Below are 15,814 nucleotides of genomic sequence, written 5' to 3'. Positions count from 1 at the left end.
AACTAGTCTTCCCTATTGTGAGAAATTAAAGACGAATAGAGCTGACAAAGTTGGTGATAAAGCATGAGACAAGCACTAACGGGGACAGCTGCATAAATATAAATGTACGGGATCTTCAAGGCTGGGGTAAAACGCACTTGTGAAAAAGGTAATAACTTAAAACCCCAGTAAATCATAAAGCCGATAGCAATGATCATCAGGATCGGCCTAAATATATTGTCGATAAAATAAGCCACTGGCTGAGGACATTTTCGAACTAGAAAGTCGATTCGAACCAATTCATCGCTTCTCATCAATGCACTGGCTCCCATAAACGTCATCCAAACAAAAAGGCTGAGGCAAACTTCTTCCACCCATGAACTAGGTGCATTAAATACATATCGGGTAATCACTCCATAACCCATAAGTAAAACGATAATCGCAAGAAAAACAGCGGCCACTACAGTATCGACACGACTAATTTTGTCGATTATTTTAGCTATTTTCATACTGCTAAAAGCCTTTGAATTACTTAAAGAAAGTTGTGTGTGCATGACACTCTCCGGTTTCACATATTGAGGGGCCAAGAGTGGCCCCTCAATCAATTACATCTCAGCTAACTTAGCTTGTACATCTTGATAAAGGTTTGGAGACCATTCAGGGAATTCGCTTTGTACCACCTTACGAGCAGACGCTTCAAATGCCTTGATGTCTACTTCATTTACAGTAACACCCTCAGCTTTCAACTGATCAATAGCTTCTTTTTCGGCCTTGTTGATCAGCTCAGCGTCGTAACGAACCATATCTCGGCTGGTATCCAGAATGATTTTCTGTTGAGTTTTGCTTAAGCTATTCCAGAAATCAGTACCGGCAACAAATGGTGACATATGCTTGGTGTGCGCCGTTAAATTAAGATTCTTCACGACTTCATAAAATTTACCGCCCAACAAAACAACCGCTGGGTTTTCGACACCATCAATCACACCTTGAGATAGACCAGGATAAACATCAGAAAGAGACATCGGTGCGGGTACCCCACCCATTGCTTTCACGGTTGCCACAAATAATCTAGAGTGTTGAACGCGAACTTTTTCGCCTTTGAGGTCAGCAGGAGAGAAAACCGCTTTTCTAGACAACAAATGGCGAGTCCCATACACCACATCGGGAACGACAATTTTTAGCCCTTTTTCACTCAGTTGATTACTTAAGCCCTCAAACCACTCACTATGAAGTAATTTTGATTTTTTCTCAAAGGACTGTGAAAGATAGGGCGCATTGATAATCCCCAGATCTGGCACCGTATCCATTAAATAACCATAAGAGCTGATTGAAATAATATTTGCACCAAATTTAGCTTGCTCTAAAAGCTCAGTTTCACCGCCCAACTGACTTGATGGAAATAATTTGAACTCGATATCACCATTTGATTTTTTGGCGACTTGCTCAGCCCAATAGTGCATCGCTTTATCAATCGGTTCACCCGGTTGGTTACCATAAGCAATCATTACTTTAGTAGTAGCATGCGCGCAAACACTCATCGCCAAGCTTACGCCAATCACGGCAGCGACTTTTTTTAAGTTTCTTTTTATGATGTTCATATACGTCCCTTATGTAGTTATCTATTACTTCACGTGAATAAGTATTAAAGTTGCGATAGTGCTTCTTTAACGCCCAATGTTTTTATATTGCTAAAGGATTCGGTAACCAGTGATTGCACATTGGCTAAACGAGTGAGGTCAACACCCCAGTGTTCTGCCATCGATAAAAACCCTTCTATATTTGAAGCATGGTTATCTGATTTTTTACGCCAAACACTAAATTTATCTAATAAGTCTTGATTATCGGAAAGTGGAATATCTTCATCATTTCTTTTCCCTAAATAAAAGCAATACAATGCAGCCAAACTAAAACAAAGATGTTTAGGCGCAGAGCCATTTTGCTGAACATAGCTAATAAGCTGAGGCAATAAGCGAGTCTTAAATTTAGTTAAAGAGTTAAGTGCAATCGAAGTTAAGTAGTGTTTGATAAATGGGTTTTTGAATCGGCTAATAACACTTACTTTAAACTCATCAAGCTCTTGTTTATCCATGTTAAGAACAGGAATAATTTCGTCATCAAGTAAGCACTCTAGGAACTCGGCAATTTGAGGATCATTTACCGACTCGCTCACCGTATCTAAACCAGCAAGATAAGCAACTGGTACCATCGCCGTATGTGCACCATTTAAGATACCGACTTTTCTTTCTTTATAAGGCTTAATATCTGAAACAATCTTTATATTCAGTGGGCACTGCTCTAAACGAAGTTTTTCATTCAGCCAACTTGGCCCTTGAATCACAAATAAATAAAAATGTTCCGCAGCGACTAGAAAATCATCATGATAACCAAGTTCAATGTCGAGTTGATTAATTTCATCTTTTGGAAAGCCAGTCACAATCCTATCTACCAGCGTAGAACAAAAAGTATTGGCCGTATTAACCCAAGCAATAAACGCTTCTGATAACTGCCATTGCTGGGCGTATTTTATCACGAACTCTTGTAGCTTTTCCCCATTATAATCAATTAGTTCACAGGGTAAAAAAATCAAACCTTTATCTTCGCTGCCGTTAAAATGAACGAAGCGATGATGCAAAAATTTTGTCACCTTCGCGGGAAAAGATGTCGGTGGGTAATCAGTCAGTTGGTCATTTTCATTGAAGCTAATCCCAGCTTCAGTGGTATTTGAGACTACCCATTCAAGCTCTGGGTTCTGTGCAATAGCCATCACCTGGTCAAACTCACCATATGCCAACAGTTCTCGATTGACAGAGCTAATCACTCTAGGCTGAGAGATACTTTCGCCGACTTCATTAATTCCTCGAATCAATGCCGTGTACAAACCGCCTTGCTGGTCTAACTTAGGGTGTCCGGCATCAATTGGCCGAACAATGGTAATACCTGCATTAAAATCGGTATGTTCGTTCAATAGATCAAATTGCCAATCTATAAATGCGCGTAAGAAGTTACCTTCGCCAAACTGAATTATTTTCTCAGGCCGGGTCGGAAAAACTGCGCTATCTCTGGTTAATCGTTGTTCCATTACTTTATTCCTATGCGATAGGGAAGCTGTTTGTCGGACAGGTGTTATCGAATGTGTTTGAAGTGTATTTGTTAAAAATAAGCTTTTATTAAACAAAGTAAGCAAACGTGTCATCGATCATTGTTATCTGTTTTTTATCTGTTCTTTATGATTTTAATAGCTAGCGAATGAGCAAATAAGGCATTCAATTTACCTATATCTCCCAGAAACTAAGCATTAAGGAATTTTTATCGGTTTTTTATTGATTTAAATACAGCGATGGGAATAAACTGATTACGTCGGACAGGGTAACTTGCATAAAGGTGCCCATGAAACAGTATATTCAACTCCATCCTCAAGATAATGTTCTAGTTTGTTTAGAGCCTTTAAACAAACAGCAACAATTAGTCATTGGCAATAAAACCATCGAACTCAGCAGCGATCTGGATCGAGGCAGTAAAGTTGCACTCAGCGACATTGCCGCAGGTTGTAACATTATTAAGTATGGTTCGGCGATCGGTCATGCCAGTGTCGATATCCGCCAAGGTGAATGGGTACATACCCATAACATTAAAACCAATCTTGCCGATACCCATCAATATCACTATCAACCCATCACTTGTCCGCCGGCGGATATAAAACAGGCTGAACGCTCCTTTAACGGTTATCAACGCCCTAATGGTGATGTTGCTATTCGCAATGAAATATGGGTGATCCCAACGGTTGGCTGCGTAAACGGCATCGCTCAACAAGCGATCACTCTATTCCGAAGCAAATACCCAGACTTAGACTGCGATGGTGTTTATTTATTCCCCCATAATTATGGCTGCTCCCAGCTCGGTGATGATCACGAGAATACCCGCCAAATATTAGCCAATATGGTGAAACACCCAAATGCAGGCGGAGTTTTAGTGATGGGGCTAGGCTGTGAAAATAATCAAGTGGATGCCTTTAAACAATTAGTCGGAGACGTTGACCACGAACGCGTGAAGTACATGGAAGCGCAGCGAGAAAACAATGAAATCACTGCGGCGGTTGCGCAACTAGAGAAAATTTATGCGGTGGTGAAACAGGATCGACGCACCCCAATGAGTATCGGCAAACTTAAAGTAGGTCTCGAATGCGGGGGCTCCGATGGTCTATCCGGTATTACTGCTAATCCCTTACTTGGCCGATTCTCTGATTACCTCATCAGCCTTGGTGGCACTTCAGTTTTAACCGAAGTACCTGAAATGTTTGGCGCAGAACATCTACTATTTGAACGTTGTATCGACGAACCCACTTTCAGCGCTGCCGTAGAAATGATTAATAGCTTCAAGCAATATTTTATCGACCACAAGCAGCCGATTTACGAAAATCCATCTCCCGGTAATAAAAAAGGTGGTATTTCAACCCTTGAAGATAAATCGATGGGCTGCACTCAAAAAGCTGGCTCTAGCGCGGTCATGGGCGTATTAAAATACACCGACAGGCTCACGATTCCGGGGCTTAATTTACTGAGTGCTCCAGGTAATGATGCCGTAGCAACCTCGGCATTGGCCGCCAGTGGCTGCCATATCGTATTATTTTCTACCGGTCGAGGAACACCTTACGGCGGCTTTGTTCCCACCTTAAAACTTGCAACAAATTCAGAGCTTGCCAATAAAAAACCACATTGGATCGATTTTAACGCCGGGGCCTTAATTGACGGCCAAACAATGGAACAGCTATTAGAAGGTTTTATTGATTTAGTCTGTGATATTGCCAATGGAGCGCCAACTAAAAATGAAGTGAACGGCATTCGTGAACTGGCTATTTTTAAATCGGGGGTCACTCTGTAACGCGAACGCCGATAAACCCCACCAACTCATTGACCTAGCCGTTCATTCTCGGTTAGGTCGACTACACCTTCGGTTTGAGCCGCTCGCAAATTCCATAATTTCACGCAGTAAAATATCGGCATGTGATCGCGAATACTGATCGCCTTATCCCCTTGCAATTGCTTAATGTTGTCTAACCATTGCTGCACCGATTCACGCACATGCTGATTTATGTCAGGAAGCTTCATGCTTAAGGCTTTGCGCCGACTTTCCTGAGTTTTAATGGTATCCCAAATCAGTTGCTTGTATTCTTCAGCGGTTTTTTCTGGTCGTTGAAAACGCAACTGTTGATCTGCTTGAATATAAATCAACTCACCTAAATCATGATAACAAAAATGCAACGCAGGTAGATTGGGCGGCAGCATCGGGATGGGATCTTTCGCATGCTCCACACGCCATACAGGCCTACCTTTAAGCAAATCCGTAAAAGCTTGATTGCCAACCCGCGGCGCACCAAAAATATATAAGCCAGTGGCTTGTTTCACTTTAGCAAAACACAAGCTAGCCAGAGCGCCCCCCAAGCTATGACCCGTCATCCAAATAGCACGATCTGGATTTTCAGCAATACGCTGTTGAATAAACCTATGTAATCCTTCGGAGCCCCCCCATATTTCATCTAAGGCTTTAGAAAACCCAGTATGCACTTTGCCACCTTGCGAAAATGAGCTTGGAATAGCCTGAAGATTAGTACTCATCTCATACAGCATAGAGAGCGATTTAAGCTCGGTGCCGCGAAAACTAATCAGCAAACAACACTCATTCCAAGCGGCCATGCATTCGGTGCCAGTTCCTTTAAAAAAATGAAAATGTTCAAAGCCTGCCAACTTAAACGCCAAACGCGCAAAACCGGGATGGGCGTAAACTAATAAGGCACAGTCGGCTAACCAACTTGCATTCACTAAAGAAAAGCTTTGATTATGTGCCTCAAATGGAGATGTCTCTGCCTCATCAAAGTAACAGTAATCCATATCTGGCGGTACAATCGGGTAGGTTTTTGGGTCGGGCAACGGTTTTATCAATGTCGCAACTCATGATGAATCAAAGCCAAATTATAGCGCTTTCAACGGCCAACTTTAAAGTAAGCCCATCAACTCATTCGAGTTTAATATCAACACCGCGAAAGCCGCAGCAATAAATAAGCAATATCCCTTTTAAAATCACGACAAAGCACACCGAAACCATCACATATCAAGGATTAAAGAGGACTCATCGTAGCGAATACTGTCCATTTCACGAGGTTCATTTCTGAATGGAGAGCAATTCAGATATGACTGATTCGTTGCTTAGACGTAAAAAAAACACTCCAGACAGAGCAGTTTAAATGACTATAAATGTGGCTGACCTGACTATCTCTTGTGTCTAATCCAGTTAGACAGATAACCCCCATAACCAGAAGCAAATACCAACAAAATGGACAATCTGAATAGCACTGCTTTTTTCAAAATGCTTCCTGCTTTACATGCCCGAATTGCCCCTTAAAACTCTTTTGTGTTTTTCATGATATAAATCCCGATTATTTAGTATTAATCGATCGGTACTTCCTTCGAAATGTAGCCCAATAATGTATCGAGATTGAAAACACTGATTCATCATATTCCTTGTAAAGAGAACTGCTTATGAAAAGTAACAGCGCCTTGTTACAGCAAGGGAATCACTAGCCATTGGCATATACCAAGCTAAAAACTAACGGATGATGGCTGGACAACGATGTTCTTTTCATGATTGCGAAGCACTGCTTTGCATCATTTTCTCAACCAAGTAGTCGACAAATACACGAACCCTCGCAGGGATATTTTGACCACCGATGAAAACAGCATGAATGGATTCTCGGTCTTGGGGATTAAAATCTTCTAATAAAGGCACTAACTGTCTATCGGCCAAAAGCTGTTCAATATGAAAATTACCTACCCGAGTAATTCCAATTCCTTGTAGCGCGAGTTCAACGAGAGTTTCACCGTTATTTGCGATGATATTACCGCTTACCGGTAGCATAAAATCCTGACCATTTTCTCGAAACGGCCAGCCGGGTTCTAAGCGTCGAAAACTAAAATCCAAACAATTATGATATTTTAAGTCCGCTGGTGTTTGTGGAATACCTGCATCAGCAAGATACTCGGGTGAAGCGACCACGGTTCGGCCGGTCTCTCCCAAGCGACGGGCATGCAGTCCACTGTCTGGTAATGGACCAAAACGGATAGCAATATCGGTATCGCCTGCACTCACATTACTGATTTGATCGCTGACATCCATCTCGACCACAATATTGGGATAGCGTTGCAGAAATTCCTTAAACAAAGGCACGATGCTTAGCCGACTATGTGCCGTCGCAGTGCTGACTTTGATGATCCCACTGGGGCGTCCACGGTTAGCGAGCGCTGATTCTGTATCGTCTAAATCTTTTAAGATCCTGCGGGCTGCAAGTGCGTAAGATTCACCTTCACTGGTAAGATGAAGGCTGCGTGTACTGCGCACAATCAGACGAATACCGAGTCGTTTTTCAATTCGAGTCATGATACGGCTAACTGCTGATGGGCTGAGCCCTAATTCTCTCGCTGCACCACTTAAGCTGCCAGTACACGCTACCGACAGAAAGGTTTCCATTTCTGCGGTTCTATCTGTTTTGCCCTGTTTCATTTGTGATTCCAATGCAAAGCTGTGTGACCATTCAACAGGATATTCATAGGCTAGCGATTTAGCTATATTCCTTTACATCATAAATTAACGAGATTTTATATGAAATTCAATGCTCCTTTGTTCGCACTTGCCATTGGTGCTTTTGGTATTGGTGTGACCGAGTTTTCCCCGATGGGGATGTTACCGGTTATTGCCCACGATTTAGCGGTTTCGATTCCTACAGCCGGGTTGCTAATTAGTGCATATGCCTTTGGGGTTTTAATTGGGGCCCCAGTCATGACGTTGGCGTTTGCCAATATGTCACGCCGACGTTTACTGCTGCTGTCGATGGGTATTTTTACCTTAGGTAATTTGGTGTCCGCGATGGCCGATAGCTATACCACATTAATGATTGGACGAATCGTCACGTCATTCAATCATGGTGCTTTCTTTGGGGTTGGTGCTGTCGTCGCAACCAGCATAGTTCCAATAGAAAAGCGTGCGGGTGCCGTGGCGGCGATGTTTTCAGGACTCACCCTTGCAACCATTGGTGGCGTTCCTTTGGCATCATTTATCGGTGAAACCATTGGTTGGCGTCCCGCTTTTTTCGCCATTGCTGCAATTGGCTTAGTGACCATGTTCGCCTTGAGGATTTCATTACCACCACTTGCTAATGAGCGTAAAGTGAACATGCGTGATGAACTTCGGGTATTAACCAAAGGCCCCGTACTGGCGGCGTTACTATTAACTGTCGTCAGCGCCAGTTCAATGTTCACCGTATTTACTTATATTGTGCCAATTTTGCAAGATGAAACGCATGCCTCAACGGCTTTTGTCACTGCGATGTTGATGTTGTATGGCTTAGGTCTCGCCATCGGAAATATTCTCGGTGGTCGCTACGCGGATCGCTCGCTGGATTTAACGCTGATCGTCTCTTTGGTTTCAGTGATTGTCTTACTCGCGATTTTTTCAGTAAGCACATCATCTCAGATACTCGCGGCACCCTTGATCTTCCTCTGGGGCATTGCCAGCTTTGCTATGGTTCCACCATTGCAGTCATTGGTTGTGCAGGAGGCCAAAGAAGCGCCCAATCTGGCATCTGCTATGAATATTGGTGCCTTTAATCTTGGTAATGCACTTGGCGCAGTGCTCGGTGGGGCAGTGATTAGTGCGGAGCTAGGATTGTCTTCGGTTCCTTTAGCTGGTTCTGGCACCGCAGTGCTTGGCTTGATTATGGTTTTGTACTTCAGACGTGGGCGTCTTCATCAAAAAAAATCTAGCTTAGCAGACGCTTACTAGCCCTTATTTATCACCACAGAATGCCATCAGATATTGGCTAAACGTTGGTAATCTTCGTCATTTTGAGGGTGATAAATATTTAATCGACCGCTAGTCGTATCGCCACTAAAGCTCCACCATATTTGTTTTTTAAGCGAGAGCAAACCTAGTTCGGCATGTACAAAATCAAACTGAAACTGTTCCGGCTGTAGCACGGTATTGCGCGCCCATGCTTCAGTAAAAATAGCTGAGGTATTCTGAAAATGACAGACCCGTTTTTTTAAGATCAGATCATTGGAACGTGAGGCGCTTGCACTGCGTAAAAAGCCTGCCATCCGGGTCAGTTGCTCTGCCAGAATATGCTTATCGTCGATCTGTAAAAACTGCTGCCATTTGCTGTGAGTCATGGTGAGATAGATATAATTTCGCTCTTCTTCCGGAAGAGCATTCACATCAAACCCACACAATCGATTAAATGATTGATTACATTCAATAATGTCGAAATAGTCATTCACCAGCAAGGCAGGAAGCGGATTCAACTGTGTTAAAAGCCGCTGCGTTTCTCGAGTGATATACATACACGGATCTTTGACCTCGGTTTGCCCAGATAAGGCAAGCGTCTTGAGGTATTGTTCTTCTGATAAGCTTAAACGCAGTGTCTGACAGAGCGCTGCGAGTACTTCAGGAGAAATACCTGCAGCCTTTCCTCGTTCGATTTTGCTATACCACACGGTACTTATCCCTGCGATAGCGGCCACGTCTTCGCGTCTCAACCCGGGCGTTCGAGTGCGAGCTGGTTTGGGGAGCCCTATCATCTCTGGCGCTAAATTCTCTCGTTTACGACGTAAAAAATCGCCGATAACTTGCAAGTTATTACCGAGCATCTTCTATCCTGATATCAGTTATACGTGTCTAAGTAGTTTCTTGTACGACTCTAAATTCCACTCATAATAGCGCGACATTATGATTTGAGATACGTTTCAGGGACCTTTTATGAACCTTAAGCATCAATCGCTTTCAATATTTGCTCTTTTGCTATTGGTCATGGGGCAACTTTTACCACAGATCGATTTTTCTATTGTGAACGTCTCACTTGATGTGATGGGGCAAACCCTAGTCACGGATGAAACAGGACTAATGTTAATTGTTGCGGTGTATGCGCTTAGTTTTGCAACGCTGATTGCGACGGGCGGACGCCTAGGCGAGCGTTATGGTCGAAAGCGTCTATTTATGCTTGGTATCGTTGGGTTTTGTGTTGCTTCTGCAGTATGTGGGCTTGCGACAAATATTATTACGATGTTGGCTGGTCGTCTTTTACAGGGCGTATTTGCCGCCTTATTGATGCCGCAAATTCTTGCTACGATCCATGCAACCTTAGCGGGTGAGCGTCATAGTCGTGCGGTTGGGCTCTATACGGCAGTCGCTGGGCTTTCGGTCGCGATTGGGCAAGTGCTTGGAGGATGGCTTGTTTCCGCTGATTTATTTGGCTTAAGCTGGCGGGTTGCATTTTTTGTTAATATTCCAGTGTGCCTGCTGATTTTAGCTGTAGGTTATTTCATTATTCCTGAAACCCGTGCAGCGCATAAACCGGAAATGGATTTGGCTGGCATCACCTTATTCGCACTGTTGTTACTCTGTTTATTACTACCAGTGACGTTGGGCGAACGATGGCCAACGCTATGGTGCTTATTGCTTGGTCTATTCCCTATCGGCTGTGGCTTATGGGGCATAGAAAAACGCAAAGAAATCCGCGGTCAACAACCACTCTTCCCTCCTTCATTATTTAAAACGCCAATGGTGATGAGCGGTTTCATGGCGGAAGCAACTGTTACCTTTACCTATCCTGGGTATCTGTTTGTAACCGCGCTGTGCTTGCAAACAGAGCTTCATTTTACGCCACTTCAATCAGGTAATAGCTTTATTGCCTTGGGAATCATGTTCTTTGTCGGCTCATTACTCAGTCGACCGATAACACAGCGCATCGGTCACTATTGGAGCTTTGTCCTTGGCGTGGTTTTATCTTTTCTCGGTTTCTTACTTACGCTTGGTTTGTTCTGGTTATTTGGGAGTACGCTACAGGTGTGGCATCTTGTTAGCGCAACTGGTTTAGTCGGAATAGGGAACGCCTTGATGCTTACCTCCGCTTTTCGAATTGCCCTTTCTCATGTTGGAAAACAGCATGCTAGTGAAGCAAGTAGTGCATTAATCACCGTACAGCAAGCATGCTTTGCTCTCGGAACCGCTTTTTTTGGCGCAATTTACGCAGTCATGTTATCGCATGGTTATCTGGTCGCGATGGCAACAACAACCGGATTGCTTTGTACATGGCTATTCATCATTGGCACGCTCATATTTTTTCAAAGTCCAAAACTAAGCTCTGTGCAGTCAAATGGTTCAACTAAAATTACGGCCGATGTCGGTACTGGTTTCATGCCATCGGATACCTAATGATGAGACCGAATAGACCAAAACAGCCATTCGAACCTTCCGCTCGTTAGCCGCGGTGTCTTGATTGTTGGTAAAAAACCAGGCGCAGCCTGGTTTTTATGACTTGGCAATAAAGCTATGATTGCCATGGTATTTCACGAACTTCAAGCGAAGTGTTTGGCGTGAAACAGCAGGTGAGACTCAATAAAGCTGGCGATAAAAAAATAGCTATGGTCGTAACCAGTATGCATATTGAGGCGTAAGGGATAAGCGCTTTGCTTCGCCGCTGCCGTTAATGCTTCTGGTTTTAGTTGCTCTGCTAAAAATTGGTCTGCCTCTCCCTGATCAACCAACGCAGGAACAAACTGCTTCGCTTCACTCATGAGCAGGCTAGCGTCGTATTCTGCCCAGTGTTGCGGATCACTGCCTAAGTAAGCGGTAAAGGCTTTTTTACCCCACGGCACCGCACTAGGATTACAAATAGGGCTAAATGCCGATACCGAACTAAAACGTTGCGGATTGCGCAAAGCAATGGTTAAGGCGCCATGTCCCCCCATCGAGTGTCCAGCAATTGCCCGCTTGCTACTGACCGGAAAACAGGACTCAATTAATGCAGGCAGTTCACTCACAATGTAGTCGTACATGTGGTAATGCTGCTTCCATGGGGCTTGGCTGGCATTTAGGTAAAACCCCGCGCCCTGGCCTAGGTCGTAAGCTTCATCATCGGCCACCTCGTCACCACGAGGGCTGGTATCGGGCGCAACAATGGCAATGCCTAACTCGGCAGCCATACGCTGTGCACCAGCTTTCTGCATAAAGTTTTCGTCGTTACAAGTTAGCCCTGACAGCCAGTACAAGACCGGTACTGGCTGCTTAGCGCTAGCCTGTGGCGGCAAAAAAATCGCAAACTGCGCGAGCCCATTTAAACTGCTCGCGCGGTGGCTGTAGCGTTTGTGCCAGCCCCCAAAGCTTTTATTGGCACTGATAAGTTCAATGTCGTGCATTTAGCTTATCCTTATTGGTCAAAGTGAATAAAATAACAGTGCCAATACGCTTGGTTTAATGCATTAGCACACTGTTTTGCATGTGGTTTATTCATTATTTATCGAAATGAATAACACTACGAATACTCTTCCCTTGGTGCATCAAGTCAAAAGCTTCGTTAACTTTATCTAAGGCCATAGTGTGGGTAATAAAATCATCTAGCTTAAACTCTCCAGCCATATAACGTTCTACATACTCAGGTAACTCGGAGCGACCTTTTACGCCACCAAATGCCGAGCCTCTCCATACACGCCCAGTGACCAACTGGAATGGTCGAGTTGATATTTCTTGGCCGGCACCGGCAACACCAATAATCACCGACTCGCCCCAACCTTTATGGCAACATTCTAAAGCGCTACGCATCAGGTGAACGTTACCCACACATTCAAACGAGAAGTCGACACCACCATCGGTCATCTCGACAATCACTTCTTGAATTGGCTTGTCGAAATTTTTTGGATTAACACAATCGGTCGCACCAAGCTTTTGGGCTAATTCAAATTTCGATTCGTTAATGTCGATAGCAATAATGCGGCCAGCTTTGGCCATCTGAGCGCCAATAATGGCGGATAAACCAATGCCACCCAAACCAAATACTGCCACCGTATCGCCCGCTTGAACGTTGGCGGTGTTGGCAACCGCACCCATCCCAGTGGTCACGCCGCAACCTAACAAACAGACTTCTTCGAGAGGTGCCTCTTGGTTGATTTTGGCGAGTGAGATTTCCGGTAATACCGTATATTCACTAAACGTCGAGCACCCCATGTAATGAAAAATCGGCTGACCGTTGATAGAGAAGCGAGTGGTTCCGTCGGGCATTAGCCCCTTGCCTTGAGTTTCGCGGATCTTTTGACAAAGGTTGGTTTTACCCGATTTACAAAACTTACATTCGCCACACTCTGGTGTATAAAGCGGGATCACGTGATCGCCCACCTTAACGCTGCTTACCCCTTCACCAATCGATTCGACAATGCCGCCGCCTTCATGGCCCAGAATCGCCGGAAATATCCCTTCCGGATCATCGCCCGATAAGGTAAATGCATCCGTGTGGCATACACCTGAGGCAATAATTTTTACCCGCACTTCACCCGCTTTAGGGGGGGCTACATCAACAATTTCCATTTTTAATGGTTGGCCAGCAGCCCATGCTACGGCAGCTTTTGATTGAATGGTTTTGGCAGTCATCGCGCTTCCTCACTATGTATTCGTTGTCGCCTAAAAGGCGTATTCATCACAATATTATATTTGTTTCTTAATTGGTGATAATCTAGCAATTCATTAATTCACTTTTACTGTGTAGTAACAATATCGGCTAAATCATTGCTTGATGATGGCTGATAATGTTTAAGCAATCAGTATCTGCAACGAGGTTGGCCGCTATGTTCCAGTGGGACGGTATTAACGAGTTTGTTTCGGTCGTTGAAACCGAAAGTTTCACTGCTGCCGCACAACGTTTAGGTATTTCTACCGCTCAGGTGAGTCGTCAAATTTCTCAGCTGGAAATACGTTTAGCCACTAAGTTGTTTTATCGCACCACTCGGCGAGTATCGGCTACCGACAGTGGCCTGTTGTTTTATCAACAGTGTAGGCCATTGATCGAGGGTTTGCTTGACGCCGAGCGCAGCTTAAACAACTTACAGAATACGCCTCGAGGTAAGTTACGTATGACCGCACCGGTGACCTTTGGTGAACAACATATTGCACCAGCGGTGAATGATTTTTGCCTGCAATACCCGGAGTTGGAGGTATCACTCCAACTCAGTAACCAAAAAATTGACTTAGTCGATCAAGCCATAGATTTGGCGATTAGACTGGGCGAACTGCCCGACTCGAGTATGATGGCGAAGCGCCTCGCCCAGCGCAGCTTGCATGTTTGTGCTTCCCCAGCCTACTTGGCGCAACATGGCTCACCGCATGTGGTGAGTGAGTTGGCTCAGCATAACTGTTTACAAGGAACTATCGAGTACTGGCGGTTTGTCGAACGGGGGAAAGCGATGGCGCTTAAAATAAGCGGACGGCTGCAGTGTAACAATGGTTATGCCTTGCTGGATGCCGCACTAAAAGGTTTGGGCATTGTGCAATTGCCCGACAGTTACGTTAAAAAGCATTTACAAAGTGGAGCTCTGATTGAGCTATTAATACCTTATCAAAAAGGCCCCGAAGGCATTTGGGCCTTATACCCACAAAACCGACACCTATCCAATAAAGTGAGTTTAATGTTATCTCACCTACAACAACGCTTGGCTGAGATTTAATCTGGCTTTGCGAGACCAGTATGAATCGTCGGGGAGCTGTTGACTCATTGCTGGTCGCTACCATGGCGAATCATGATGGCTAAGCCTTGGTTCAACAAGCTTAGCCGTGACTCTGGCCATCTTACGGCGTAGCAAAACCTGTATCGCCACAAATCTCGATGTCACACCACAAATCTGCAAGGCCTTACAGGGCCTTAATTTTCTGCCAAATTTGCGAGTGAATTTCGATGCCACCCTGCTGTTGGTGTTTATCAATATAGGCTTGAATCTCTGAACCACCGATCTTAAGCCGCCCGACCTCGGCAGGCTCAGCACTCATTACATAATCGCGGATCCGCTGCATCTCTTGAGCAAAACGATGACTCTCCATGGTTTTACTCAGATCGATGGCGATCAAGAATTGCGATACCCCATACTCTTCAGTTTGATCTTCCGTTAAGGCTGGTACCGATAAGCCGCCACTAATCGCGGTGATCATCATATCTAATACGATAGACATCGACGACCCCTTCCAGAACCCCATCGGCAACACCCGTTTATTGTTCATCAATACTTGCGGATCTTTGGTCAAATTGCCCTCGTCATCGAAGCCGCCATCCACCGGCAAGGGCTTATCGGCGAGATGATGATTTTGAATTTGACCATAAGAAAACTGGCTCATCGCACAATCGAGTAAAACCGGCGGATCGCCTGCAATCGCCATGATCAATGGATTATTTCCGATGCGACAGTCTTTCCCTCCCCAAGGCGGCATAATCGCCACGGTGTTGGTCGCGGCAATTGCAGCAAAGCCCTGACGAGCCATCTTCAAGGGGTAAGCGCCACCACGCATCCAATGATTTGAATTGCGCATACCCACCATGCCAATCCCAAACTGCTTGGCCAGAACCATGGCACGATCAGCACAAATATGACCATTCAATACACCAGGACCGAGATGACAATCCCACTGCTCCAGTGCGCCCATGCTGGCAACACATTCCGGCTCTGCATTAAGCTTGATTTGCCCCTTATCCACTTGCGAGATAAACACCGGGAAGCGATTAATGCCATGCGAGTAGACCCCCTCATTGGCCATATCCACAAAGCCGGTCGCCAATTGCTCAGCCCGGTCGGGATTCATATCTCGCGCTAATAAAACGCGCAAATATTCATTGTGTAGTTGTTCAATTGTTACTAGGGCCACCGCTTATTTCCTCTTCGCGAATACCATGTTAGAACACTCAATCATCCCAAACTTGTCTCGAAAAAACTGGGAAGAACAAGACATAAATTTGACTAGGTGTTGATTTTACTAAAAA

Annotated in this window: 13 protein-coding genes; 4 read left to right on the top strand and 9 right to left on the bottom strand. The window is 44.6% G+C overall.

The genetic code is table 11. The features are described from left to right. Nucleotides 1–2: 2 nt before the first annotated feature. Genes ACRRS1_RS05565 through ACRRS1_RS05555 form a run of 3 tightly spaced genes read right to left on the bottom strand, consistent with a single transcriptional unit; the run spans nucleotide 3 to nucleotide 3,058 of the window. Nucleotides 3–533: a TRAP transporter small permease gene (locus tag ACRRS1_RS05565; RefSeq protein WP_432468227.1), complete on the bottom strand. Its 531-nt coding sequence runs from the start codon at nucleotides 531–533 to the stop codon at nucleotides 3–5. A gap of 51 nt (nucleotides 534–584) precedes the next feature. Continuing rightward, a complete protein-coding gene (locus tag ACRRS1_RS05560; protein ID WP_432454136.1) occupies nucleotides 585–1,577 on the bottom strand; it encodes a C4-dicarboxylate TRAP transporter substrate-binding protein in 993 nt (330 codons plus the stop codon). A 44-nt stretch (nucleotides 1,578–1,621) separates the two neighbouring features. Then, nucleotides 1,622–3,058, bottom strand: coding sequence for a tagaturonate reductase (locus ACRRS1_RS05555; RefSeq protein ID WP_432454137.1), 1,437 nt, complete (start codon nucleotides 3,056–3,058; stop codon nucleotides 1,622–1,624). A gap of 308 nt (nucleotides 3,059–3,366) precedes the next feature. Here ACRRS1_RS05555 and ACRRS1_RS05550 point away from each other — a divergent pair, with 308 nt between their 5' ends. Beyond that, nucleotides 3,367–4,857 carry a UxaA family hydrolase gene (locus ACRRS1_RS05550; protein WP_432454138.1) on the top strand — a complete coding sequence of 497 codons (1,491 nt, stop codon included), beginning with the start codon at nucleotides 3,367–3,369 and terminating at the stop codon, nucleotides 4,855–4,857. Between the two features lie 26 nt (nucleotides 4,858–4,883). Here ACRRS1_RS05550 and ACRRS1_RS05545 read toward each other — a convergent pair whose 3' ends face one another. Then, nucleotides 4,884–5,903, bottom strand: a complete 1,020-nt coding sequence (locus ACRRS1_RS05545) for a lipase family protein (protein ID WP_432454139.1) — start codon at nucleotides 5,901–5,903, stop codon at nucleotides 4,884–4,886. Between the two features lie 709 nt (nucleotides 5,904–6,612). After that, entirely contained in the window at nucleotides 6,613–7,530 is a 918-nt protein-coding gene (locus ACRRS1_RS05540) for a LysR family transcriptional regulator (RefSeq protein WP_432468228.1), read from the bottom strand. Nucleotides 7,531–7,629: 99 nt separating this feature from the next. Here ACRRS1_RS05540 and ACRRS1_RS05535 point away from each other — a divergent pair, with 99 nt between their 5' ends. Next, nucleotides 7,630–8,808: an MFS transporter gene (locus ACRRS1_RS05535; RefSeq protein ID WP_432454141.1), complete on the top strand. Its 1,179-nt coding sequence runs from the start codon at nucleotides 7,630–7,632 to the stop codon at nucleotides 8,806–8,808. A 26-nt stretch (nucleotides 8,809–8,834) separates the two neighbouring features. On the opposite strand, the gene ACRRS1_RS05530 is transcribed toward ACRRS1_RS05535, so the two are convergent. Continuing rightward, entirely contained in the window at nucleotides 8,835–9,671 is an 837-nt protein-coding gene (locus ACRRS1_RS05530; RefSeq protein ID WP_432454142.1) for a helix-turn-helix domain-containing protein, read from the bottom strand. A gap of 109 nt (nucleotides 9,672–9,780) precedes the next feature. Here ACRRS1_RS05530 and ACRRS1_RS05525 point away from each other — a divergent pair, with 109 nt between their 5' ends. Beyond that, nucleotides 9,781–11,235 (top strand): MFS transporter, encoded by a 1,455-nt coding sequence (locus ACRRS1_RS05525; RefSeq protein ID WP_432454143.1) that lies wholly within the window; start codon nucleotides 9,781–9,783, stop codon nucleotides 11,233–11,235. 143 nt (nucleotides 11,236–11,378) lie between these two features. Here the strand turns inward: ACRRS1_RS05525 and fghA are convergent, their stop codons facing one another. Beyond that, nucleotides 11,379–12,218 carry an S-formylglutathione hydrolase gene (gene fghA / locus ACRRS1_RS05520; RefSeq protein ID WP_432454144.1) on the bottom strand — a complete coding sequence of 280 codons (840 nt, stop codon included), beginning with the start codon at nucleotides 12,216–12,218 and terminating at the stop codon, nucleotides 11,379–11,381. A gap of 94 nt (nucleotides 12,219–12,312) precedes the next feature. Beyond that, nucleotides 12,313–13,443, bottom strand: a complete 1,131-nt coding sequence (locus ACRRS1_RS05515; RefSeq protein ID WP_432454145.1) for an S-(hydroxymethyl)glutathione dehydrogenase/class III alcohol dehydrogenase — start codon at nucleotides 13,441–13,443, stop codon at nucleotides 12,313–12,315. Nucleotides 13,444–13,637: 194 nt separating this feature from the next. Between ACRRS1_RS05515 and ACRRS1_RS05510 the strand changes: the two genes are divergently transcribed. Next, on the top strand, nucleotides 13,638–14,513 hold the full coding sequence (locus ACRRS1_RS05510) for a LysR substrate-binding domain-containing protein (RefSeq protein ID WP_432456200.1): 876 nt from the start codon (nucleotides 13,638–13,640) through the stop codon (nucleotides 14,511–14,513). Nucleotides 14,514–14,697: 184 nt separating this feature from the next. Here the strand turns inward: ACRRS1_RS05510 and yiaK are convergent, their stop codons facing one another. Beyond that, entirely contained in the window at nucleotides 14,698–15,699 is a 1,002-nt protein-coding gene (gene yiaK / locus ACRRS1_RS05505; protein ID WP_432468229.1) for a 3-dehydro-L-gulonate 2-dehydrogenase, read from the bottom strand. Nucleotides 15,700–15,814 lie beyond the last annotated feature (115 nt).

Origin of the sequence: Agarivorans sp. Z349TD_8 (assembly GCF_050870825.2) — a bacterium.
Classification (GTDB): domain Bacteria; phylum Pseudomonadota; class Gammaproteobacteria; order Enterobacterales; family Celerinatantimonadaceae; genus Agarivorans.
This window is presented reverse-complemented; position numbering and strand designations above follow the sequence as displayed.

What these genes read in the sequence shown, in the direction of transcription:
- ACRRS1_RS05565 (WP_432468227.1), bottom strand. Translation starts at nt 533, where the DNA reads ATGCACACACAACTTTCTTTAAGTAATTCAAAGGCTTTTAGCAGTATG.
- ACRRS1_RS05560 (WP_432454136.1), bottom strand. Translation starts at nt 1,577, where the DNA reads ATGAACATCATAAAAAGAAACTTAAAAAAAGTCGCTGCCGTGATTGGC.
- ACRRS1_RS05555 (WP_432454137.1), bottom strand. Translation starts at nt 3,058, where the DNA reads ATGGAACAACGATTAACCAGAGATAGCGCAGTTTTTCCGACCCGGCCT.
- ACRRS1_RS05550 (WP_432454138.1), top strand. Translation starts at nt 3,367, where the DNA reads ATGAAACAGTATATTCAACTCCATCCTCAAGATAATGTTCTAGTTTGT.
- ACRRS1_RS05540 (WP_432468228.1), bottom strand. Translation starts at nt 7,530, where the DNA reads ATGAAACAGGGCAAAACAGATAGAACCGCAGAAATGGAAACCTTTCTG.
- ACRRS1_RS05535 (WP_432454141.1), top strand. Translation starts at nt 7,630, where the DNA reads ATGAAATTCAATGCTCCTTTGTTCGCACTTGCCATTGGTGCTTTTGGT.
- ACRRS1_RS05530 (WP_432454142.1), bottom strand. Translation starts at nt 9,671, where the DNA reads ATGCTCGGTAATAACTTGCAAGTTATCGGCGATTTTTTACGTCGTAAA.
- ACRRS1_RS05525 (WP_432454143.1), top strand. Translation starts at nt 9,781, where the DNA reads ATGAACCTTAAGCATCAATCGCTTTCAATATTTGCTCTTTTGCTATTG.
- fghA (WP_432454144.1), bottom strand. Translation starts at nt 12,218, where the DNA reads ATGCACGACATTGAACTTATCAGTGCCAATAAAAGCTTTGGGGGCTGG.
- ACRRS1_RS05515 (WP_432454145.1), bottom strand. Translation starts at nt 13,443, where the DNA reads ATGACTGCCAAAACCATTCAATCAAAAGCTGCCGTAGCATGGGCTGCT.
- ACRRS1_RS05510 (WP_432456200.1), top strand. Translation starts at nt 13,638, where the DNA reads ATGTTCCAGTGGGACGGTATTAACGAGTTTGTTTCGGTCGTTGAAACC.